The sequence below is a fragment of the Variovorax paradoxus genome (assembly GCF_009498455.1).
GTDB lineage: Bacteria > Pseudomonadota > Gammaproteobacteria > Burkholderiales > Burkholderiaceae_C > Variovorax > Variovorax paradoxus_H.
In genome coordinates this window covers 3,759,638-3,780,806 of the sequence record NZ_CP045644.1, presented here as the reverse complement: position 1 = coordinate 3,780,806, position 21,169 = coordinate 3,759,638, and the positions used below count along the sequence as shown (strand labels likewise).

23 protein-coding genes are annotated in these 21,169 nt (G+C 68.1%); 7 read left to right on the top strand and 16 right to left on the bottom strand.

Annotation, left to right across the window (positions count from 1 at the left end):
* Positions 1 to 44 precede the first annotated feature (44 nt).
* Genes GFK26_RS17240 through GFK26_RS17225 form a run of 4 tightly spaced genes read right to left on the bottom strand, consistent with a single transcriptional unit; the run spans position 45 to position 2,484 of the window.
* On the bottom strand, positions 45 to 530 hold the full coding sequence (locus tag GFK26_RS17240; RefSeq protein ID WP_153283031.1) for a DoxX family protein: 486 nt from the start codon (positions 528 to 530) through the stop codon (positions 45 to 47).
* Entirely contained in the window at positions 527 to 1,339 is an 813-nt protein-coding gene (locus GFK26_RS17235; RefSeq protein ID WP_153283030.1) for a putative DNA-binding domain-containing protein, read from the bottom strand. Before GFK26_RS17235 ends, GFK26_RS17240 begins: the two co-directional genes overlap by 4 nt.
* A complete protein-coding gene (locus GFK26_RS17230) occupies positions 1,336 to 2,178 on the bottom strand; it encodes a DUF692 domain-containing protein (RefSeq protein ID WP_153283029.1) in 843 nt (280 codons plus the stop codon). Before GFK26_RS17230 ends, GFK26_RS17235 begins: the two co-directional genes overlap by 4 nt.
* A gap of 18 nt (positions 2,179 to 2,196) precedes the next feature.
* A complete protein-coding gene (locus GFK26_RS17225; protein ID WP_153283028.1) occupies positions 2,197 to 2,484 on the bottom strand; it encodes a DUF2282 domain-containing protein in 288 nt (95 codons plus the stop codon).
* Between the two features lie 298 nt (positions 2,485 to 2,782).
* Between GFK26_RS17225 and GFK26_RS17220 the strand changes: the two genes are divergently transcribed.
* The 6 genes from GFK26_RS17220 to GFK26_RS17195 all read left to right on the top strand — a co-directional run bounded on the left by GFK26_RS17220 (position 2,783) and on the right by GFK26_RS17195 (position 7,426).
* Positions 2,783 to 3,907 carry a sterol desaturase family protein gene (locus GFK26_RS17220; RefSeq protein ID WP_153283027.1) on the top strand — a complete coding sequence of 375 codons (1,125 nt, stop codon included), beginning with the start codon at positions 2,783 to 2,785 and terminating at the stop codon, positions 3,905 to 3,907.
* 2 nt (positions 3,908 to 3,909) lie between these two features.
* Positions 3,910 to 4,695: a YaeF family permuted papain-like enzyme gene (locus tag GFK26_RS17215; RefSeq protein ID WP_153283026.1), complete on the top strand. Its 786-nt coding sequence runs from the start codon at positions 3,910 to 3,912 to the stop codon at positions 4,693 to 4,695.
* On the top strand, positions 4,692 to 5,915 hold the full coding sequence (locus GFK26_RS17210) for an NAD(P)/FAD-dependent oxidoreductase (protein WP_153283025.1): 1,224 nt from the start codon (positions 4,692 to 4,694) through the stop codon (positions 5,913 to 5,915). Before GFK26_RS17215 ends, GFK26_RS17210 begins: the two co-directional genes overlap by 4 nt.
* A gap of 233 nt (positions 5,916 to 6,148) precedes the next feature.
* A complete protein-coding gene (gene rpsU, locus GFK26_RS17205) occupies positions 6,149 to 6,361 on the top strand; it encodes a 30S ribosomal protein S21 (protein WP_007833691.1) in 213 nt (70 codons plus the stop codon).
* Between the two features lie 110 nt (positions 6,362 to 6,471).
* Positions 6,472 to 6,921 carry a GatB/YqeY domain-containing protein gene (locus GFK26_RS17200; RefSeq protein WP_153283024.1) on the top strand — a complete coding sequence of 150 codons (450 nt, stop codon included), beginning with the start codon at positions 6,472 to 6,474 and terminating at the stop codon, positions 6,919 to 6,921.
* A gap of 13 nt (positions 6,922 to 6,934) precedes the next feature.
* Entirely contained in the window at positions 6,935 to 7,426 is a 492-nt protein-coding gene (locus tag GFK26_RS17195) for an NUDIX domain-containing protein (RefSeq protein WP_153283023.1), read from the top strand.
* Between the two features lie 4 nt (positions 7,427 to 7,430).
* On the opposite strand, the gene GFK26_RS17190 is transcribed toward GFK26_RS17195, so the two are convergent.
* Positions 7,431 to 8,186 (bottom strand): sulfite exporter TauE/SafE family protein, encoded by a 756-nt coding sequence (locus tag GFK26_RS17190; protein WP_194273894.1) that lies wholly within the window; start codon positions 8,184 to 8,186, stop codon positions 7,431 to 7,433.
* A 101-nt stretch (positions 8,187 to 8,287) separates the two neighbouring features.
* Between GFK26_RS17190 and GFK26_RS17185 the strand changes: the two genes are divergently transcribed.
* Positions 8,288 to 9,199, top strand: coding sequence for a LysR family transcriptional regulator (locus GFK26_RS17185; RefSeq protein ID WP_101490286.1), 912 nt, complete (start codon positions 8,288 to 8,290; stop codon positions 9,197 to 9,199).
* Here the strand turns inward: GFK26_RS17185 and GFK26_RS17180 are convergent.
* From GFK26_RS17180 to pmbA, 11 genes are all read right to left on the bottom strand, one after another.
* Positions 9,186 to 10,184, bottom strand: coding sequence for an SDR family oxidoreductase (locus GFK26_RS17180; RefSeq protein WP_153283021.1), 999 nt, complete (start codon positions 10,182 to 10,184; stop codon positions 9,186 to 9,188). The two genes, GFK26_RS17185 and GFK26_RS17180, sit on opposite strands and share 14 nt — an antisense overlap.
* A complete protein-coding gene (locus GFK26_RS17175; RefSeq protein ID WP_153283020.1) occupies positions 10,181 to 11,083 on the bottom strand; it encodes a bile acid:sodium symporter family protein in 903 nt (300 codons plus the stop codon). The genes GFK26_RS17180 and GFK26_RS17175 overlap by 4 nt, the downstream gene beginning before the upstream one ends.
* Positions 11,084 to 11,117: 34 nt before the next feature.
* The gene (locus tag GFK26_RS17170; RefSeq protein WP_153283019.1) at positions 11,118 to 12,455 is read right to left on the bottom strand and encodes a flavin-containing monooxygenase; all 1,338 of its coding nucleotides are present in this window, start codon (positions 12,453 to 12,455) and stop codon (positions 11,118 to 11,120) included.
* On the bottom strand, positions 12,452 to 13,279 hold the full coding sequence (locus GFK26_RS17165; RefSeq protein ID WP_153283018.1) for an SDR family oxidoreductase: 828 nt from the start codon (positions 13,277 to 13,279) through the stop codon (positions 12,452 to 12,454). Before GFK26_RS17165 ends, GFK26_RS17170 begins: the two co-directional genes overlap by 4 nt.
* A 108-nt stretch (positions 13,280 to 13,387) precedes the next feature.
* A complete protein-coding gene (locus GFK26_RS17160; protein WP_153283017.1) occupies positions 13,388 to 14,437 on the bottom strand; it encodes an NAD(P)-dependent alcohol dehydrogenase in 1,050 nt (349 codons plus the stop codon).
* 43 nt (positions 14,438 to 14,480) lie between these two features.
* Positions 14,481 to 15,587: an ABC transporter ATP-binding protein gene (locus GFK26_RS17155; RefSeq protein ID WP_153283016.1), complete on the bottom strand. Its 1,107-nt coding sequence runs from the start codon at positions 15,585 to 15,587 to the stop codon at positions 14,481 to 14,483.
* 35 nt (positions 15,588 to 15,622) lie between these two features.
* On the bottom strand, positions 15,623 to 16,435 hold the full coding sequence (locus GFK26_RS17150; RefSeq protein ID WP_228122073.1) for a carbohydrate ABC transporter permease: 813 nt from the start codon (positions 16,433 to 16,435) through the stop codon (positions 15,623 to 15,625).
* A gap of 11 nt (positions 16,436 to 16,446) precedes the next feature.
* On the bottom strand, positions 16,447 to 17,316 hold the full coding sequence (locus GFK26_RS17145; protein ID WP_153283014.1) for a carbohydrate ABC transporter permease: 870 nt from the start codon (positions 17,314 to 17,316) through the stop codon (positions 16,447 to 16,449).
* A gap of 2 nt (positions 17,317 to 17,318) precedes the next feature.
* Positions 17,319 to 18,590, bottom strand: a complete 1,272-nt coding sequence (locus GFK26_RS17140; protein WP_153283013.1) for an ABC transporter substrate-binding protein — start codon at positions 18,588 to 18,590, stop codon at positions 17,319 to 17,321.
* Between the two features lie 175 nt (positions 18,591 to 18,765).
* Entirely contained in the window at positions 18,766 to 19,710 is a 945-nt protein-coding gene (locus GFK26_RS17135; RefSeq protein WP_153283012.1) for a helix-turn-helix domain-containing protein, read from the bottom strand.
* Between the two features lie 65 nt (positions 19,711 to 19,775).
* Positions 19,776 to 21,146, bottom strand: coding sequence for a metalloprotease PmbA (gene pmbA / locus GFK26_RS17130; protein ID WP_153283011.1), 1,371 nt, complete (start codon positions 21,144 to 21,146; stop codon positions 19,776 to 19,778).
* Positions 21,147 to 21,169 lie beyond the last annotated feature (23 nt).

Below are 21,169 nucleotides of genomic sequence, written 5' to 3'. Positions count from 1 at the left end.
TCCTGCGCCGGGGGGCGATGCTTCGTCACGCGACGCCGGCCGGATCAGCGCAGGCCCAGCAGCCGGTCCAGCGACAGACGTCCCGGCCCGCGACCGACCAGGTACAGCAGCAGCGCCGCCCATGACAGGTGCGTCGGCCAGGCATCGGGATACACGAAGACCTGGATCACCAGCGTCATGCCCAGCAGTGCGAGCGCCGAGAGCCGCGTGAACAGGCCTAGCACCAGCAGCACCGGAAACAGGTGCTCCGCATAGGCTGCGAGGTGTGCCGCGATCTCGGGGGGCACGAGCGGCAGCTTGTATTCGGTGCGAAAGAGTTCGTAGGCGCTGTCGGTCAGCGTCAGGAAGCCCTCGACCTTGGTGCGTCCCGACAGGAGAAAAATCGCCGCAATGCCGATCCGCGTGACCACGGCGAGCAAGTCGTGCGGAACGATGCACGTGAGCCGGTCGGCCAGCGCGTTCCAGCGCGCGCGAAGATCTTTCCCGCGGGCGACCGCGGCAGGCTTGGGTGTGTCGGCACGCGAGTTCATGAGGCGCCTCCAGGGGGATCGAGCGGGAGTGTGCCGCCGGTGAATGCGCCGGCGCGCAGCAAGGTGCCGAAGAGCGCGGCAAGGTCAGCGGCGGGATCGATGGCGAGCGCCTGTTCGGCCGCCTCGGCCAGCGGCAGTCCGACCGCACAGGCATCGAGGAAGGTGCAACCGGCTTGCGGGATGGCGCACCAGTGCACCACGTCTGCGGGCCGCGTCAGCACCGCGCCCTCGCCCTTCCAGAGCAGTTCGAGGGACTCGGTGGCATCTGCGTCGAAGGTGTGGTCCGCACCCTGGCGGTTGCGCGACCAGATGCTGAAGACAGGCTGCGCATCGAACCACGCCCACCGTGCCGCCGGATGGGGACTCGCCTTCAGGCGGGCAATGGCCTCGGGTGCGACAGGCGCCAGCCCGGCCGCGTCGAGCACCGGCGCATCCTGCGCAGCATGGGATTCGCGCCACAGGGCGTCGAGCTGCGCCACGCCGGGCAGGTAGGGGAGCTCCGCCGCTGGGCCGAAGTTGCGCAGGAACTCGGCAAACCGGCTGCCGTAGGTCAGCATGCGGCCGTCGCGCGGCGCCTCGGCGGCCACGTACACGGCGGCGGCGGCCCGGAACCACGGGCTGCCGACCAGCCGCACCACCGCCGGAAAATTTGCTTCGAGCGTATCGACGCAGCCTTTCATCACGGTGTTGCGATAGACCGCGAAGGCCGGCTGCTCAGCCAGATGCCGCAGGCTCGGGTCCACCCGCTCTCGCGGCGCGAAAAGCGCATCGGCGAAGGCCGCCTGGAACTGTGCGTGCGACGTGTTCATGCCACGGCCTCCCAGGCCGCGCGTTGCAGTTCGGCGGCGGCCCGATGGCGCTCGTCCATCAGTTCGCTGAAGGCCGGCAGGTTGCCGTCGCGCTCGATCAGCGTGGGGCGAGGCCCCGCGCGCTCGATGAAGCGGCGATAAAGCTGCCAGACCACCGGTGCTATGGGGGCATCGTGCGAGTCGATCAGCAAGGTCTCGCCCATCGCCGGATCACTCGAATGGCCCGCGAGATGGATTTCGCTCACCATCGCCTGCGAAACGCGGTCGATCCAGTCTTGCGCCGGGTACGCCAGGTTGGACGCCGAGACATGCACGTTGTTGATGTCCAGCAGCAGCGTGCAACCGGTGCGCCGCGCCAGCGCCGAGAGGAAATCGACCTCGTCCCATGTGTGGCCCTCGATGCGCAGGTAGTGGGACGGGTTCTCGATGGCGATGGTGGTGCGCAGTGCATCCTGCGTGCGCGCGATGTTGTCGGCGATGCGGTGCAGCGCCTCGGTGCTGCGCACGAAGGGCAGCAGGTCGGGGAAATACCGGCCATCCCACCTCGACCAGGCGAGGTGTTCGGAGATCAGCGCGGGCTGGATGCGTTGCGCGAGCGCGGCCAGTCGCCGCAGGTGTGCGGGGTCCGGCGGCGCATCGCCCGCGAGCGACAGCGAGACCCCGTGCAGCGACACCGGATGGTGAGCCCGAATGGCTTCCAGCCACCCGAGCCGCGGACCGCCGTCCACCATGTAGTTCTCGGGATGCACCTCGAACCACAAGCCTTCGGTCCGGGCCGACAGTGCATCGGCGTAGTGTTCGGGCTTGAGGCCGAGCCCGGCGGTGAGCGGACCTTGCATGGCGGCGGTCGGCGGCGATCAGGACTTGATGGGTGTCAGCGAGCCCATGCCCTTGGGCGTCTTGATGGCGGCGCAGGTGCCGGCCGGGACGTTCTTCCAGGCGTTGCCCTGGTAGTCGACCTTCGACGTGCCGGCGCAGGTGGTGCCGGGGCCGGCGGCGCAATCGTTCTTGCCGGCCATCGAAACGCCGTAGCATTTTTCCATCTTGACCGCCTTGTCGGCCATCGGTTTGTCCTGGGCCATGGCGGAGCCGGCGGCAAGGGCACCCAACGCGAGGGCGGCGGTGACGAGAGGACGATGGATCATGAGTGAACTCCGGTTGGTTGAAGTGGTTGCCACGCTGGAACGCGAGGTCATTTGGTAGTTCGGGGCCCGTGATGCCTTGGTTACAGCAGGCGAGAAAATCGGCTGGTCGCAGCGGATCGTCTCCACGTTCACACCGGACTCTTCGGCCAGTCGTCCTGTCGTGCAAGGCGGTACTGCGCCCCAAGGCCGGGGACCGCTGCGGACAGCAACGGCCCGGGAAGGCCGAGCCACCGAGGCGCTCGCCTGAGCGACGCCTAAAATCCCGCCCGATCCAACGAACAAGAAGGAAGAGGCAGGGATGCTCGACAAACTCAACGAATTCACCGAAAGCCACGGCGAGCTGCGCCGCGGGCGCGGGCTGGTCACGGGCACCATCGCCTTCAGCCTCGCGGCCCTGTGCTTTCTGGGCGTGCTGGCCTTCCACTTCCCGCAGTACCTGACCACGCCCGAGCTGCGCAAGAGCTACAACGTCGACGTGATGCGCGTCATTCTGCTGACGGCGCTGGTCATTGCCGGCGGGCTCTCGCTGGTCAACATCATCTTCAACCGCTCGCGCTGGCTCTCGTCGGCCGCGTTCCTGCTGGTGGTGGTGTCGGCGCTGCTCGGCGGGCACAAGGTGCCGGTGCACGACTTTGCCGATCACACGCCGTACATCGGGCTCGATTGGTTCATCCTCGACCTGCTGGGCTCGTCGCTGATCTTCATCTTCATCGAGAAGCTGTTTGCCTTGCGCAAGGACCAACCCGTGTTCCGCGAAGAGTGGCAGACCGACTTTCATCACTTCGTGGTGAACCACATGATCGTGGGCTTCGTGCTGCTGGCCACCAACCTCATGGTGCACAAGCTCTTCGGCTGGGCCGCCAACGACGGCATCCGCGGCTGGGTGGGCAACCTGCCGTTCTGGGCCGGCATCCTGCTGATCATTCTGGTGGCCGACCTCGTGCAGTACTGGACGCACCGCGCGTACCACGAGGTGCCGGTGCTGTGGCGCCTGCACGCCGTGCACCACAGCGTGAAGAGCATGGACTGGATGGCGGGCTCGCGCCAGCACATCCTGGAGCTGCTGATCACGCGCACGCTGGTGCTGGCGCCGATCTACGTGCTGGGCTTCAGCAAGGACGTGATCGACGCCTACATCGTGGTGGTCGGCTTCCAGGCGGTGTTCAACCACTGCAACGTGAGCGTGCGGCTGGGGCCGCTGCGCTACCTCATCGTGACGCCCAACTTCCACCACTGGCACCACAGCCAGGACATCGAGGCGCTCGACAAGAACTATGCGGCGCACTACGCCTTCCTCGACTATTTGTTCGGCACCGCGGTGAAGAGCACCAAGCTCTGGCCCGAGAAGTACGGCGTGCTGGGCGACTACGTGCCCAACGGCTTCTTCAAGCAGCTGAAGTTCCCTTTCATCTGGAAGGGATGACCATGGCCTCCCTTCTTCGCGCTGCCGCGCTCGCGGTCGCGCTGCCACTGCTGCTCTCGGCCTGCGCCACGCGCATCGAGATGCCGTCCGAAACCTCGGGCCTGCGCCTGCGCGTGCAGAGCTCGGTGATTGCCCCCGGCAACGGCGGCGAACTCATCGGCGCCGAGGTGCTGGAGCCCGGCGACATCCTGCTGACCTCGATTGCCACGGTGAACTCGTTCGGCATCCGCCTGGGCACCTTCTCGCCGGTGAGCCATGCCGTCCTCTACCTGGGCGACGGGCTCATCGCCGAAGCCGTGGGCACCGGCGTGCGCGCGCGCCGGCTGGCCGACGTGGTCGACGAAGAACAGATGGTCGTGGCCTTTCGCGTGCCGGGCCTTGAGTCGAACCACATCGAGAAGATGCGCGACTGGGCAAATTCCAAGGTCGGCACGCGCTACAACACGGCCGGCGTGCTGCTGAACGCGCCTTTCGTGCTGAACCGCCGGCTGTGCGAGCTGCCGCTGATTCCTTCGGCCGTCAGCGCGTACTGCATCAGCGGCATGGCGATGGTGCAACTGGGCGCCAGCCGCAACGACCAGTTCTTCTGCTCGCAGTTCGTGCTGGAGGCCTACCGCCAGGCCGGCGCGCCGATCACCGACGCCGACCCGCGCTGGGTGAGCCCGGCCGACCTGCTCCACATGCGCGAGGGCGACGTGCCCTCGATTGCCGCCACGCAGCCGCTGCGCTACGTGGGCCACCTCAAATACAACCCGCCGCCCGTGCTGGCGGCGGACGGACCCGCTTGAGCTCTTCTCCTCCTTCCCCTTCTTCTTCCTTTGACGTCGTAGTCGTCGGTGCCGGCGCAGCCGGTCTCTTCTGCGCCGCGCTGGCGGGCCAACGCGGGCTGCGCGTGCTGCTGGTCGACCACAGCGAGAAGGTCGGCGAAAAGATCCGCATCTCGGGCGGTGGCCGCGCCAACTTCACCAATCGCGACCTCGACGTGCGCGCCCCGCAGCGCCATTTCGTCGGCGACAACCCGAATTTCTGCCGCTCGGCGCTCTCGCGCTATTCGCCGCAGCAGTTCATCGACATGGTGCAGCGCCACGGCATCGCGTACCACGAGAAGCACAAGGGCCAGCTGTTCTGCGACGGCTCTTCGCAGCAGATCGTCGACATGCTCCTGGCCGAATGCGCCACCGGCAACGTCGAACGCTGGCAGCCGTGCAAGCTGGGCGACATCTCTTTCATCGACGGTCGCTATCAAATCAGTAGCACGCGCGGCCCGATCGACACGCCCAAGCTCGTGGTGGCGACCGGCGGCCTGTCGATTCCCCAAATTGGTGCGAGCGACTTCGGCTACCGGCTCGCCGAGCAGTTCGGCCTGCGCCTGGTCACGCCGCGCCCGGCGCTGGTGCCGCTGACCTTCGGCGGCGACGCCTGGGCGCCCTACGCCAGCCTGGCCGGGCTGGCGCTGCCGGTGCGCATCGAGACCGGCGGCAAGAAGGACAAGATGACCTTCCTGGAAGACCTGCTGTTCACCCACCGCGGCCTGTCGGGGCCGGCGGTGCTGCAGATTTCGAGCTACTGGAAGCCCGGCGCCCCGCTGACGCTGGACTTCGCGCCCGGCGTGAACGTGGCCGAATCGCTGGCCGATGCCAAGCTGCGCTCCAAGAAGCGCATCGCCAACGAACTGGCCGCGCTGGTGCCCTCGCGGCTGGCCGACGCCTGGGTCGGCGAAGACCCGGCCCTTCAGCGACCGGTCAACGAAGCCACCGACAAGGCGCTGATGGTGCTGTCGGAGCGCATCGCCCGCTGGCAGATCACGCCCAGCGGCACCGAGGGCTACAAGAAGGCCGAGGTGACGGCGGGCGGCGTCGACACCCGCGACCTGTCGTCACAAACCATGGAATCCAAGCAGCCGGGCCTGTATTTCATCGGTGAAGTGGTCGATGTGACGGGCTGGTTGGGCGGATACAACTTCCAGTGGGCCTGGGCGAGCGCACATGCGTGCGCACAGGCACTCTGAAGGCGCCCCTGAGGTTTTTTCCAGGACACCGAGGAACCGGCTTTGCCGGGCCTCAGGTGTCGCCCCCGGCGAGGGGGTTGGAGAAGCGACACGAAGTGCGCGCAGCCTGGGGGAGTGCTATACTCGCGGGCTAACTTTTGGCCTTCCCTCAACGGCCACAAAATTGTTCAGTTGAGGAACCCCGGCTTGGGGCCTCGATCTCCCCCGGCCAAATCCATTTCAACGATTCATCAATGACCACCATCCGCGTTAAAGAAAACGAGCCCTTCGACGTCGCCCTGCGCCGCTTCAAGCGCACCATCGAAAAGCTCGGCCTGCTGACCGACCTGCGCGCCCGCGAGTTCTACGAGAAGCCGACGGCCGAGCGCAAGCGCAAGAAGGCAGCTGCGGTCAAGCGCCACTACAAGCGCGTGCGCAGCATGCAGCTCCCCAAGAAGCTGTACTAAGCAACGCCCAGGGCAGCTGGCCCGACGAAAGTCTCCGCCAGCGCCCCGTTGCACCAGCCGCGCCAGGGAAACCTGCCGCGGCTTTTGTTTTTTCCGAAAGGTTGCGAAGAATGACTCTCAAAGAACAAATCACCGAAGACATGAAGACGGCGATGCGCGCCAAGGATTCGGAACGCCTGGGCACCATCCGCCTGCTGCTCGCGGCCCTGAAGCAGAAGGAAGTCGACGAGCGCGTGGAGCTCGACGACGCCATGGTTATCGCCATCGTCGACAAGATGGTCAAGCAGCGCAAGGACTCGATCGCCGCGTTCACCACCGGCGGTCGCAGCGACCTGGCCGACAAGGAAGCCGCCGAGATCAAGGTGCTCGAGGTCTACCAGCCCCAGCGCATGAGCGCCGACGAAGTCGCCACCGCCGTGAAAGCCATCGTGACCGAGCTCGGCGCGGCCGGCCCTGGCGACATGGGCAAGGTGATGGGCGTGGTCAAGACGCGCCTGGCCGGCAAGGCCGACATGGGCCAGGTCAGCGCCGCGGTCAAGGCCGCCCTCACGGGCGCCTGAGGCGGCCACCGCCATGAAGAACGGCAGCAGCAGCGCGATCGGCGCCGCGCCCGTCGCAACGATCCCGAAGGCCTGCGCCTGCCTGGTCGATGCGCGGGGCCGGCTGCTGGTGTTCCGTCACCCCGAAGACGGCAACATGCAGCTGCCCAAGGGCACGATCGAGCCCGGCGAGTCGCCCGAGGCGGCCGTGCGGCGTGAGCTGCTCGAGGAATCGGGCCTGTTGTTCGCCGGCCAACTCGAGTCGCTGGGCACGCTGGAGCGCGAATGCGAAGCCGGCGTCGAAGGCAACACGCACCGCCATCCGCAGCGCTGGCACATCTTCCTGATGCGCGACGAGCGCGACCTGCCCGAGACCTTCGAGCACATGGCCACGGGCAGCCCCGAAGAAGAAGGCCTGGTGTTCTCGTTCTACTGGCTCGAGGCCGACGCGGACATCGAAGACTTCGCCCTGCCCTACCGCCAGACCATCGAGCGCGTGCGCGAGGCCCTGCTGGCCGCAGGCTGACCGATCACATGGCGGCGCGCAGCGCCATGTACGCCCCCAGCAGCGCCAGCCCGATCAGAAAGCAGCGCCGGAACACGGCCACCGGCAAACGCTGCCGCAGCCAGGTGCCCAGCACCATGCCGCCGACGGCCGGTACCAGCATCGCGACCGACCCGCCCAGCACCGCCGCCGGGTAGCTCCCGTTGGCCGCCAGCCCCAGGGCCAGCACCACGGTCGAGGTCGTGAACGAGATCCCCATCGCCTGGATCAGCCCATCGCGCTGGAAACCCAGCGCCTGCAGGTACGGCACGGCCGGCACCGCGAACACGCCGGTCACGGCGGTCACCAGCCCCGTCGCGGCGCCCACCACGGGACCGAGCCAGCGCGCCTGCGCCTCGCTCACGTGCAGCTGCCGCCCCGTCAGCCCCCACAGCGCATAAGCCACCAGCGCCACACCGAGGGCCAGTGAGGCCCAAGCCCCGGCCGGTACGCCCAGCCACCACGCCCCGGCGAGCGTGCCCACCACGACGCCGGCCTGCATGCGACCGATGCGGCGGAACACGGCGCCGAAGCTCGCACGCGGCCCTGTCTGCCAGAGGTTGGTGACCAGCGACGGCACGATCAGCAGCGCCGCCGCCTGTGCGGGCGACATCCACAGCGCGAGCAGCGCCATCGCCACGGTCGGCAGCCCGAGGCCGATCACGCCCTTGATCAGGCCGGCCAGCAGGAACACCGCCGCAGCCGCCGCCCACAGGCCCATCGCATCATTGAACATCGTCATCGCCGCGAAGTCTGCCGACGGGTTCATCGGCTGGAAATGCGGCTTTCGCGCACCCAGCCTCAGGCACAGGCTGAGGCTGGCGTGCTACCTTGCGGCCCACCATGCGATTCGACCTGACCGACCTGCGGCTCTTTCTCCACGTCGTCGAAGCCGGCAGCCTCACGGCCGGCGCCGGCCGCTCGCACATGACGCTGGCCTCGGCCAGCCAGCGCGTGCGCGGCATGGAAGACGCGCTCGGCACGCCGCTGCTCACGCGCCACGCGCAGGGCGTGCGCCCCACCGAGGCCGGCCGCACGCTGCTGCACCATGCGCGCGTCGTGCTGCAGCAGATGGAGCGGCTGCGCGGCGAACTCGGCGAGTACGGCCAGGGCCTCAAGGGCCACGTGCGCTTCATGTGCGGCACCTCGGCGCTCACCGAGCACCTGCCCGAGGTGCTGAGCCGCTTCCTGGCCGAGCATCCGCGCATCTCGGTCGACCTCGAGGAGCGCGCCAGCCCCGACACCGTGGAAGCCCTGCGCAGCGGCCTGTGCGACATCGGCATCGTCTCCGACGCCATCGAGAGCGACGGCCTCGAATGCCACCCCTTTCGCCGCGACGACCTCGTGCTCGTGATGCCACGCGGCCACGCGCTGGCCAGCCGGCGCCGCGTGCACCTGGCCGAGGTGGTCGACAGCGAGTTCGTCGGCCTGCCCGCCGACAGCGCACTGCAACAGCTGATCACCGGGCATGCGCGTGCGCTGGCCAAGCATCTGGCCTACCGCGTGCGGGTGCGCAACTTCGAGGCCGTGTGCCGCATGGTCGAGTACGGCATCGGCGTGGGCATCGTGCCGCAGACCGCGGCCGAGCGCTGCGCCCGTTCGATGAAGATCGCGCGCGCCTCGCTCGCCGACCCGTGGGCCGAGCGCACGCTGATGGCCTGCGTGCGCTCGTCGGAAGACCTGCCGCTCAATGCGCGGCGCATGCTCGACTACCTGATTGCGCCACCGCCGGCAGCGGACGCTACGCGGAAGTGACCGGCCGCCCCTGCTGCGCACGCGCCACGATGAAGGCCTCGAAGGCCTCGCCACTGGTCTTGCGCGGCACGTAGCCGAACTGGCTTTTCAACGCGGTGTTCAGCAGCACCGGCCGGTAGCGCAGAAAGTCGAGCTGCTCGGGCCCGTAGCGGCTCACGCCCAATGCCGAGCCCGCGGCCAGCGCCGCCTGCAGCACGCCGGCCGGCCAGGCGATGGCGCGCTTGCCAAGCCGCGCGGCGATCTCGTGGATCGTGAGCGCGCCGTCGCCCGCGAGGTTGTAGCAACCGGGCGGCGCGCCGCCGAGCGCATGGGCGATGGCGCCGGTCACGTCCTCGTCCCACACGAACACGAAGGGGCTGTCGCTGCCGCGGATGGCGATCAGCTTCTTCTTCTCGAACAGCGCGGTGATCTGGTTGTCGACGCGCTCGCCGAGGATGGTGCCGATGCGCAGCACCGTCTGCGCCAGCGCGGGATGCCGCGTGCGGCAGTCGGCCAGCATCTCTTCCACCTGCCGCTTGTGGTCGGCATAGGCGAACACCGGGTTGCCGCGCAGCGGCTGCGACTCGGCGATCCAGGCCGGGTTGTCCGCGTGGTAGCCGTAGGCCGCGCCGCTCGATGACACCACGATGTGGCCCACGCCGCGCGCCACGCAGGCGTCGAGCACGTTGCGCGTGCCGCCCACGTCGACCGAATGCTCGAAGGCGCGGTTCGAGTCCTTGCCGGGCGTGACGATCGACGCGAGGTGCACCACCGTGTCGATCGCGTGCGCGGCGAGCACGTCGGCGATGCCGTCGTCGCGCACGTCCTGCTGCAGGTAGACCACGCCGGGCAGCCGCCGCGCGGCGGGCACCCCGCGCACATCGAGCGCCACCAGGGTCTCGAACGTGCCTTGCGCGGCCAATGCGGCAAGCACGCTGCGCCCGAGGAACCCGTCGCCGCCGGTGATCAACACACGTCGCGCGGACGCCTTCCAGGTTTCGCTCATGGCGTCGCAGGCTTGCGCCCCCACCAGCTCGCCAGCGCCAGGCCCGCGATGATGTCCCAGAAGCCCCACACGCCGGCCACCACGGCCATGCCGCCGAGCCCGCCGAAGAAGCTGAAGATCAGCACCAGCCCGAGCCCCGCGTTGCGGATGCCCACTTCGATGGACACCGCGCGCCGGTCGTAGTCGCCCAGCCCCGAGAGCCGCGCGCACAGGTAGCCCGTGCCGAAGGCCAGCGCGTCGTGAATGACGACCGCCAGCAGCACCAGCCCCACGTAGTCGAGAAAGTAGCGCCAGTTGCCCGCGATGGCGCCGACGATGAAAGCGATCAGCGCCAGGAAGCTCAGGATGCGCGCCGGCTTCTTGATGCGCGCCGTGAACCTGGGCAGCTGGTGCGCGCAGGCCACGCCCAGCACGAAGGGAATGCCGATGATCATCACGATGTGGCCCAGCATGTCGAGTGGGTCGAGTGCGATGGTCTTCAGCAGCAGCGAGGCCGTGGGATGCAGGCCGCCCCAGAACGCGAAATTCAGCGGCATCACCACGATGGAGAGCGCATTCGAAATGGCCGTCATCGACACCGACAGCGCCACGTTGCCACCCGCGCGGTGCGTGAGGATCTGCGAGATGTTGCCCGGCGGACAGCAGGCCACGAGGATCATGCCCAGCGCGATGCTCGGCCCCGGCTGCAGGATCAGCGTGAGCACGAAGGTCACGGCCGGCAGCACCACGAACTGCGCGCCGATGCCCACCGCCATCGCGCCGGGCATGCGCGCGACGCGCTTGAAGTCGTCGATGCGCGTGTCCAGCGCAATGCCGAACATCAAAAAGCCCAGCACCACGTTGAGCAGCACCAGCGAGGCCGGGTTGAAGTGCAGGCGGATCTCGTCGACAGGCAGCATGCGGAGAACCTCGTGAAGAAAGACGATCGGTCAGTCAGTCAGCCAGTGACGCAGCGGCCTGGCGCACGGCCGCGCGGTAGGTGTCCTTGTGGACGTAGTACGCCATGCGCTCCAGCTGCAGGTACTTGAAGCCGCCCGACAGATCGGGCGGCGGCCCCTGCACCGCAGCACGCAGTGCGGGCGCTTTGGGCGAGCCCGCCGCGTGCGCGCGGAAGTAGCGCGCCAGCAGTTCGGCCTGCTCGTAGCGCCCCTGCCAGCCGATGCCGCTCGCCTCGATCATGCCGAGCACACCCAGCGTCTCGAAGCGCGGCGAAAAGATGTTGAGGTACAGGCGCGGTGCCATGCCCTGCCAGTTGAGCAACTCGCGGTCGATGAACGGGTAGTGCAGCGCATAGCCCGTGGCCGTGAGGATCAGGTCGTAGTCGCGCGCGCTGCCGTCCTTGAAATGCACGGTGCGGCCCGCGAGCCGCGCGATGTCGGCGCGCACGCCGATGTCGCCGTGGCCCACGTGGTGCAGCACCAGCGAATTCACCACCGGGTGCGACTCGTACATCTTGTAGTTGGGCTTGGGAAAACCGAAGCGCACCGGGTCGCCGGTGAACCACTGCAGCACGGTGGCATCGACCTTCTGCTTGAGCCACGGCGGCAGCGGGCGCTTGCCGCCCAGCGTGTCGGCCGGCTTGCCGAACACGTACTTGGGCACGAAGTAGTAGCCGCGCCGCACCGAGAGGTCGACGCTCTGCGCGTAGTGCACCGCATCGACCGCGATGTCGCAGCCCGAGTTGCCCGCGCCGACGATCAGCACGCGCTTGTCCTTGAAGAGCTCGGCGTGCTTGTAGCTGCTGGTGTGCAGCAGCTCGCCGTCGAAGTGGCCTTCGAACTGCGGGTGCTTGGGCTCCGAGAGCGTGCCGTTGGCAATCACCACGCCCTTGTACTCCTCGGTCTCGACCGTGCCGTCGGGCGCCTCGACGCTCACGCGCCAGCGCGTGTCGGGGGCATCGCTCACCGGCTCCACGCGCAGCACGCGCGTACCGAAGCGAAAGTGCGCGCGCAGGCCGAAGCGGTCGGCAAAGTCGCTGAAGTAGCGGCGCAGCTCGCGGTGGCTCGGGTAGTCGGCCACGGTGTCGGCCATCGGGAACTCGACGAACTCGGTGGTGCGCTTGCTCGAGATCAGGTGGGCCGAGTGGTAGACCGTGGAGCGCGGGTTGTCGATGTCCCAGAGGCCGCCTACGTCGCTGTGCGCCTCGAAGCCCTGGAACGGAACGCCGAGCTTCTGCAGATTGCGGGCGCCCGCCAGGCCCGAGGGTCCGGCGCCGATGAGGGCGATCTGTTCGTGCGTGGGAACGGCGGCGGCGGCAGCAGAAGGCGTCATCGGCGGGGAGGTTCTTTCTGGGAGTTCAGGCCGGGAATGGCCGTGGCACCGGCCTCGCCCACGCGCGGCTTGCGCGGCTGGCCACGCAAGAGGCGGTCGTGCAGCGGCGCGGGCAACAGGTCGAGCGCTTTCGACAGCCAGCCGATGCGCCGCGGCAGCACGATCTTTTCGCGCCGTGCGGCCAAGCCCGCCAGCAGCTGGCGCGCGGCCGCGTCGGCTTCGAGCAACCCCGGCATCGCGAAGCGGTTGCCGGCCGTGAGCGCGGTGCGGATGTAGCCCGGGCTCACCGTGTGCACCGTGAGCCCCGTGCCGCGCAGTTCGGCGCGCAGGCTTTCGAGGTAGCGGATCAGGCCGCCCTTGCTCGCGCAGTAAGCGCCGTTGCCCGGCATGCCATGCCAGCCCGCGATGCTGGCCACGCCGACGAGCGCGCCGCGGCCCGCTGCGCGCATCGGCTGCACGAAGGGCTGGAAGGTGGTGGCCGCGCCGAGCAGGTTGATCTCGAGCATGCGGCGGAACACGGCGAGGTCGTCGGCCTCGGCGGTGTCGTAGCCGCCGGCCACGCCCGCGTTGGCGATCACGAGGTCGGGTGGGCCGAAGCGCTGCATCCAGTCGGCAGCCATGGCCTGCATGGCGGGGCTGTCGGACACGTCGGGCGTGTAGGCCTTGCAGCGCCCTTCACCTTGGGCAGCGAGTGCCGCGAGGCGTTCGGTGTCGAGCCCGACCAGCGCGACGCGCGCACCGTTGCCGATCAGCTCACGCGCCAGCGCCTGCCCGAGGCCGCCGCAGGCACCGGTGAGAACGACATTGCGAAACGGCAAGAGCATGGGCAAAGAAGCGCGCAAGGCGGCGAGTGGCAAAGCGCAGCCACTGTAGCCGCGCCCTGCCGCTGCAATCCCCAGCGTTTCCCCTTGCCCCGCGCCCTTGCGGGGCGTTCAGGCCGCTTCGGCGGCGGGAAATTCGATCTGGATCTTCACATCGGTGACGCGCCCGGCCGCGGCCTCCTCGAACGCGGCGATGCCGTCCTCGAACGCGAAGGTGCGCGAGATGAAGGGCTTCACGTCGACCTGCCCCGACGCGATGAGTGCCAGCGCGCGCGGGAAGATGTTGGCGTAGCGGAACACCGACTCGATGCGCGCCTCCTTCGCCTGGATCGCGACGATGTCGAAAGCCACCTTCGCGGCGGGTATGCCCACCAGCACGAGGCAGCCGCCGGGGCACAGCAGGTCGAACACGTGGTCGAAGGCGCGCGTGCTGCCGCTGGCTTCGAAGACCACGTTCGCGCCCCAGCCGTCGGTGAGCGCCTGCACGGTGTCGGCGAGGCTGGCGCTGCGCACGTCGACCGTCGTCACCGCCGGGTTGTTCGCGAACAGCGCCAGCTTCTCGGGCACGAGGTCGGCCAGGATCACGCGCGCCGCGCCGCCCGCGAGCGCGGCCAGCGCGGTCATCGCGCCGATGGTGCCGGCGCCGATGACCACCGCCACGTCGCCCGGCTTCAGCGCCGCCTTCTTCGCGGCCTGCAGGCCGATGGCCAGCGGCTCGACGATGGCGCCTTCGCCGAAGCTCACGTTGTCGGGCAGGCGGAAGGTGAAGGCCGCCGGGTGCACCACGAACGGCGTGAGGCAGCCGTGGATCGGCGGCGTGGCCCAGAAGCGCACCGCAGGGTCGAGGTTGTAGAAGCCTTCGCGCACGGCGCGCGAGTCCATGTCGGGAATGCCGGGCTCCATGCAGACGCGGTCGCCGGGCTTCAGGTGCGTGACTTCAGTGCCCACCTCGGCCACCACGCCCGAGGCCTCGTGGCCGAGGATCATGGGCGCATCGACAACGTAGGGGCCGATGCCGCCGTGCTGGTAGTAGTGAACGTCGCTGCCGCACACGCCCACGGTGTGCATGCGGATCTTCACGTCGCGCGGGCCGAGGTGCAGCGCCACGTCGATGTCGCGCAGCGTGATCTCGTGCGCCTTTTCCAGAACCAGTGCTTTCATTGAATCTTTCGGTGAGGGAGTGTGAAACGAAGGGAACGGCGGCTCAGTGCAGCGCGCCGTCGGGGCGCAGCAGCGACGCGCCCGACTCCACGTCGAACAGATGCACCTGCTGCGCATCGGCGACCACGCGCAGCCGCTCGCCCAGGCGCGGGCTGCCTGCAGACGGCAGCAGCACGGCGATCTCGTCGGCGCCCTGCCCGATGCTCACGAGCACTTCGTTGCCGAGGTACTCGGCGAGCAGCACCTCGCCCGCGAAGCCGCCGTCGCGGCCATCCACCGTGTCGAGGCGCAGGTGCGCCGGGCGCACGCCCAGCGTCACGCGCATGCGGCCGTTGAGCGCGAAGCGGCGCGCGTCCACGCGCACCGAGCCGCCGCCGCCGCGCAGCTCGCAGTGGCCATCGGCCATGCGCTGCACCTCCATCTCCATCAGGTTCATCGGCGGCGTGCCGATGAAACCGGCCACGAAGGCCGAGCGCGGGCGCTCGAAGATTTCCTGCGGCGAGCCGACCTGCTCGATGCGCCCGTCGCGCAGCAGCACGATGCGGTCGGCCAGCGTCATGGCCTCGTGCTGGTCGTGCGTGACGTACACGGTGGTGGTCTTCAGCGTCTGGTGCAGCTTCGCGATCTCGATGCGCATGTGGTTGCGCAGCTTGGCGTCCAGGTTCGACAAGGGCTCGTCGAACAAAAACACCTTCGGCGTCTTGATCATGGCGCGCGCAATCGCCACGCGCTGCTGCTGGCCGCCCGACAGTTCGGTGGGCTTGCGCTCGAGGTAGCGCGCCAGGCCCAGCGTGTCCGACACCTCCTTGATGCGGCTGTCGATCTCGGCCTTGGGCACCTTCAGCCGCTTGAGCCCGAACGCGATGTTGTCGCGCACCGTCATGTGCGGGTACAGCGCGTAGTTCTGGAACACCATCGCGATGCCGCGCTCCTGCGGCGGCAGGTCGTTCACGCGCTGGCCGCCGATGTGCAGGTCGCCGTCGCTGATGTCTTCCAGACCCGCGAGCATGCGCAGGATGGTCGACTTGCCGCAGCCCGACGGGCCGAGGAACACGACGAACTCGTTCTGCGCGACCTCCAGGTCGAATGCGTGGACGACCTGTGTGTCCCCGTAGCGCTTGATGAGGTGGTGACAGCGTATGGCAGACATTTTTTGTTCTGGAGAGAAAGGAGTGGCGGCGGCGCTCATGCAGCCTCCCGCTTGCGCTTGAACGCGGCATTGAGAAAGCCGCTCAGCACGCCCACCATGAGCAGCGGCGGCAGCGACAGCAAGATGACCGAGGCATTCAAGATGCCCCACGGCACATCGCGCCCGAGCTGGCTGAGTTCCGACGCCACGATGGGCAGCGTCTTGGCCTCCGAGGTGGTGAGCATCAGTGCGATGAGGAACTCGTTCCACACCAGCACGAAGCCGAAGGCGATGGCGCCCACGAGCGAGCGCGCGGCAATCGGCAGCGCGATGCGAAAGAAGATCGCGTAGGGCCCGTAGCCGTCGACGCGGCCCGCCTCTTCCACTTCCTTGGGCACCGCCTTGAAGGCCGGAATGGCGAGCCAGATCACCGTCGAGAGCGTGAGCAGCGTGTACGTGGCAATGAGCGCGACGCGCGTGTCGTACAGCTCCAGCTGCAGCCAGATCACCATGAGCGGAATCGCCACGGCCACCGGCGGCAAAAAGCGCATCGACAGCACGAAGAACTGGATGTCGTTGCCCCAGCGCAGCGGGTAGCGCGCCAGCGCGTAGGCCGCAGGCAGGCCCAGCAGCGCGCCGATGATCACCGCCGCGCCGACCACCACGATCGAGTTGAGCAGCCCCGCGCCCACGGCCTCGCGGTTCAGCACGTAGAGGTAGTTGTCCAGCGTGGGCGTGAAGAAGAACTTCGGCACCGACGAGACGATGTCGACCCGGTTCTTGAACGAATTGAGAAAGGTCCAGAGCACAGGCACGAGCGCCGAAAGTCCCGCAGCGATGAGCGCCAGCCGCGCCAGCAAGGTTCCGATGGCAAGGTTCTTCATGACGGCTTGGTCCATTTCCAGATGTAGGTGAACGCGACCGTCGAGGCGACCATCATCAGCACCGCCATGCTCGACGCGTACGAGATGCGGCCCGACTCGATGAAGCCCTGCGAGAAGGCGTACATGTCGAGCGTCTCGGTCGAAATGCCGGGGCCGCCGCGCGTCATCACGTAGATGAGGTCGAAGGCGCGCAGCGACTCCACCATCTTCACGAAGGTCAGGCTGATGAGCGGCGCCTTCAGCATCGGCAGCGCCACGTAGGCATACACCTCCCACGTTGTCGCGTGGTCCAGGCGCGCGGCCTCGAAGGGCTGCGGCGGCAAAGTTTCGAGCAGCTTCAGCACGATGACGGCGAAAAACAGCCCCCACTGCCACACGTCGACGAAGGCCACCGTCAGCAGCGCCAGCACCGGGTCGGCGAACAGGTCGAGCGGCTCGCCGGTGATCGCCTTGTACGGCCAGGTCACGAGGCCGAACAGCGGATGGAAGGCGAACTTCCAGACGAAGGCGGCCGACACGCGCGGCAGCAGCACCGGCACGATGAACAGCATCGACAGCACCTGGCGCCAGCGCGGCGTGGTGCAGCGGTGCATCAGCGTGCCCATGAGCACGGCCAGCGCCATGGTGGCGCTGACGGTCAGCACCTCCCACACCAGCGACACGCGCACCGAGTTCAGAAAGCGCCGGTCCGAGAACAGCTGCACGTAGTTGCTGAACCAGACCCAGCCGGTGTCGGCTTGGCCCAGCTCGCGGTCCTGCAGCGAGATGGCGATGGCGAACACCGTCGGCACCAGCGCCAGCACGGCCAGCACGAGCAGCCCCGGCCCGATGAACACGGCCGGCAGCCGTGTGGTGTGGGAACGCATGCTCACTTCTTGCGACGCGCGATCAGCTGCTTGGCGTAGGCGTCGAGTTCGTCGAGCCCGCCCTGGATGTCGGTGCGCGAGCCAGTGATCAGCTCTTCAAGAATGATCCCCCAGCGGTCGCCCAGATCGGGCCAGGCCGGGTCTTGCCAGAAGTTCACGGCCGTGACCTTGCCGGTGTCGGCCAGCGCCTTGCCCAGGTCGGCGCCGTAGCGCTGGGCGAACTCGGGGCTGCCGAGCACGCTGGTGCGGTTGAGTTCGCCGAACTGGCCTTCCGCCAGGCGGCGCCGCTCGTTCTCCTTGGACGTGGCCCAGGCAATGAACAGGCCCGCGCACTTCTTGGCGTCTTCGGTCTTGTTGGCGCGTGCGCCGATGGCCAGGCCGTGGCCGTAGCCGCCACCGGTGAGCGGCGCGGGCGGCACGGCGTAGGCGATCTTGCCGACCACCGTGGACATCTTGGGGTCGAGCGCGTTGCCCGCGAGCGGCGTGGATTCGACCAGGATCGCGACCTTGCCGGCCAGGAAGGCGCCGGTCGATTCGTCCCATCCGCCGGTCTTGGTGCCGGGCGCGGAGTACTTGAAGAGATCGAGGTAGGTCTGCGTCGCCTTCACGGCGGCGGGCGAGTTGAAGACCGGCTTGTCGCCGTCGAACCACTGGCCGCCGTAGCCGCGGAAGAACGGCATCCAGCGCCACACGTTGGCACCCGAGCCGCGCTGGCCGCGCAGGGCCACGCCATAGATGCCGTTGGCCGGGTCGTTGAGCTTCTTCACGGCCGCCACGAACTCGTCGAGCGTGGCCGGCGGCTTGATGCCCGCCTTCTCGAGCAAATCCTTGCGATAGACCATGAGGTCGCCGCCGCCGGTGAGCGGCGCGAACCAGGTCTGGCCGGCGAAGGTTGCGACCTTCTGGCGGCCGGCGTCGAAATCGGCGTAGTCGTAGCTGGCCGGGTAGTACGGCGTGAGCGGCACGATCCACTTCGACTGGACGAACTGCGCCACGTTGGCCTCGTCGACGTAGTACACGTGGTACTTGCCGACCGTGGACGCATCGGCGCGCGACTTGGCGCGGCGGTCGTTCTCGTTGAGGTTGTCCACGCTGAACGAGGCTCCGCTCAGGCGCTTGAACTCGTCCTTCGATTTCTCGAGCAGCGTCAGGCCTTCGCGCGGCTGCGACAGGACGCGCACGTCCTCCTTGCAGACCTGGGCCAACGCGGCGGGCGCCAGCGTGGCGAGCGCCAGCGCGAGGCCGGCCAGACGGTACGTGGGGGGAAGCGGCATGTCGTGTCTCCTTCGTTGTCGGTGCAAATTGCCAACGAAATGTCGACAAATGCAGCGAAACGAAGGTTAGGCGGCCGCTCCGGGGGGCTGCGTACACGCCCACCGGGCGCCTGATACTTTGATGCCAAGCCCTCTCGGGGTTTCGCCCGAGAGGCAAACCCGTATCAGGGCAGGATCAGGCGGCGAGCGGGGTGTTGTGCGCGCTGCGCAGGCCGAAGCGGCCCTGCGCCTGCTGCCGGTAAGCCGAGGGCGTCATGCCCTTGAGCTGCAGGAAGCGGCGGTTGAAGTTGGCCAGGTTCGCAAACCCCACCTCGTAGCAGATCTCGCTGACCAGCCGGTCGGACACCTGCAGCATCTCGCAGGCCTTCGTGATGCGCAGCCGCGTGACGAAGTCGGTGAAGGTGCTGCCCATGTGCTTGTGAAAGTAGCGCGAGAAGCTGCTTTCGGCCATGTTGGCGATGGCCGACACGGCGGGCAGCGACAGCTCTTCGGCCAGGTGCGCGTGCAAATGGTCGAGCACGCGGCGCATGCGGGTGTTGGCCGTGGGGTCTTCGTCGGTGGGCTCGGCGTTGCTGGAAATCTGGCGCCAGTCGCTCCAGTTCGCCAGCTCGTGCAGCAGGCCGATGAACTCCGACAGCCGCGCCATGCCCTCCTGCTTCTGCACGCGCACGAAGCGCTCGCGCACGAGGTCGCCGATGCCGAAGAACTCGATGCCCAGCCTGGCGCGATCAAGCATCGGCAGCACCGCTTCGAGTTCGGGGAACAGGTCGACACCCTTGCGCAGCGGTTCGTCGCGAAAGTGGATCACCATGCTGCGGTGGGGCACGCCTTCGGGCGGCACGTCGTGCGAGATCCAGGTGTGGGGCAGACGCCCGCCCACCAGGGCCACATAGCCGGGCTCGAAATGGCCGATGTGGTTGCCCACGAATGCGTCGCCGCTGGTGCGGTTGATGCACTGCAACTCGAACTCGTCGTGGTAGTGCCAGCAGTCGAAGGGCCAGGGCACGCCGTGCTGCAGGCAGCGCACCGAGCTCTGGCTCGCCGGCTCGAAGCCCAGGCGCGGGTCGCGCAAGAGTTCGTGTTCGAGGGCCGGCTTGCGCACGGCGCTGGTTTTGCTCATTTCCTGTCCCCCCTGTCTTTGAAATCGGAGGTCGTCGAGCCAGCGCCGTGCCGGGGCGGCGCCTGTCAGGCGCCGGCCACCTTCATGCGGTTGACCAGGATCGACCCCGTGGTTTTTGCGCCGAAAGTGTAAGCATCTGCGCCAATCGCCTCGATTCCCATGAGCATGTCGCGCAAATTGCCGGCAATTGTGATTTCTTCCACTGGAAAGGCGATGCGGCCTTTTTCGACCCAGAAACCGCTCGCGCCGCGCGAGTAGTCGCCGGTCACGTAGTTCACGCCCTGCCCCATCAGCTCGATGACGAACAGGCCCGTGCCCAGCTTGGCCAGCATGGCGTCGAGGTCGTCGCCGTGCTTCGTGAGGCGCGAGCTCAGCGTCAGGTTGTGCGAGCCGCCGGCGTTGCCGGTGGTCTTCATGCCCAGCTTGCGTGCCGAGTAGGTCGAGAGAAAGTAGCCTTCGAGGCGGCCGGCATCGACCACCTTGCGTGCGCGGGTGACCACGCCTTCGTCGTCGAAGGGCGAGCTGCCCTTGCCGCGCATCACGTGCGGGTCTTCGGCAATGTCGACGTGCTTGGGCAGCACGGGCTTGCCCAGCGAATCGAGCAGGAAGGTGCTCTTGCGGTACAGCGCCCCGCCGCTCACGGCCTGCACCAGCCCGCCCAAGAGGCCCACGGCCAGCGGCGACTCGAACAGCACCGGGCATTCGGTGGTCTTGATCTTGCGCGACTTGAGACGGCTCAGCGCCCGTTCGGCGGCGTAGCGGCCCACGGCCTGCGGGCTGGCGAGTTCGTCGGCCGAGCGCATCGAGCTGTACCAGGCGTCGCGCTGCATGCCGTCGCCCTTGCCGGCGATGGGCGCCACCGAAATCGAGTGCCGCGAGCTGGCGTAGCCGCCGCGAAAACCGTGCGTGTGGGCGCTGAAGAAATGGCTCTGCTGCGCCGAGACGCCGGCGCCTTCGCTGTTGGTGATGCGCTTGTCGGTCGACAGCGCCGCTGCCTCGCACTCCAGCGCCATGGCCGCGGCCTGCTCGCTGGTCACGGCCCAGGGGTGGAACAGGTCGAGCTCGGGGTGCACCTTGGCGATGTCGTCTTCGTCGGGCAGGCCGCTCACCGGGTCTTCGGCCGTGAAGCGGGCGATGTCGTAGGCCGCCTGCACGGTGCGGGCGATGGCCGCCTCTGAGAAGTCGGAGGTGCTGGCGTTGCCGCGGCGGTGGCCCACGTAGACCGTGATGCCCAGCGACTTGTCGCGGTTGCGCTCGACGTTCTCGAGTTCGCCCTTGCGCACCGAGACGCTCAGGCCGCAGCCCTCGGAGGCCTCGGCGCCGGCGTCGGTGGCCCCGAGCTTTTTGGCGTGGGCCAGGGCCGAATCGACCAGGTTTTCGAAGAAGGAACGGCTGTAGGCGAAGCCGGAATCGGCGCGCGAGGAGGATGTCGTCATGTGGTGGCTATGATACTTGCGCC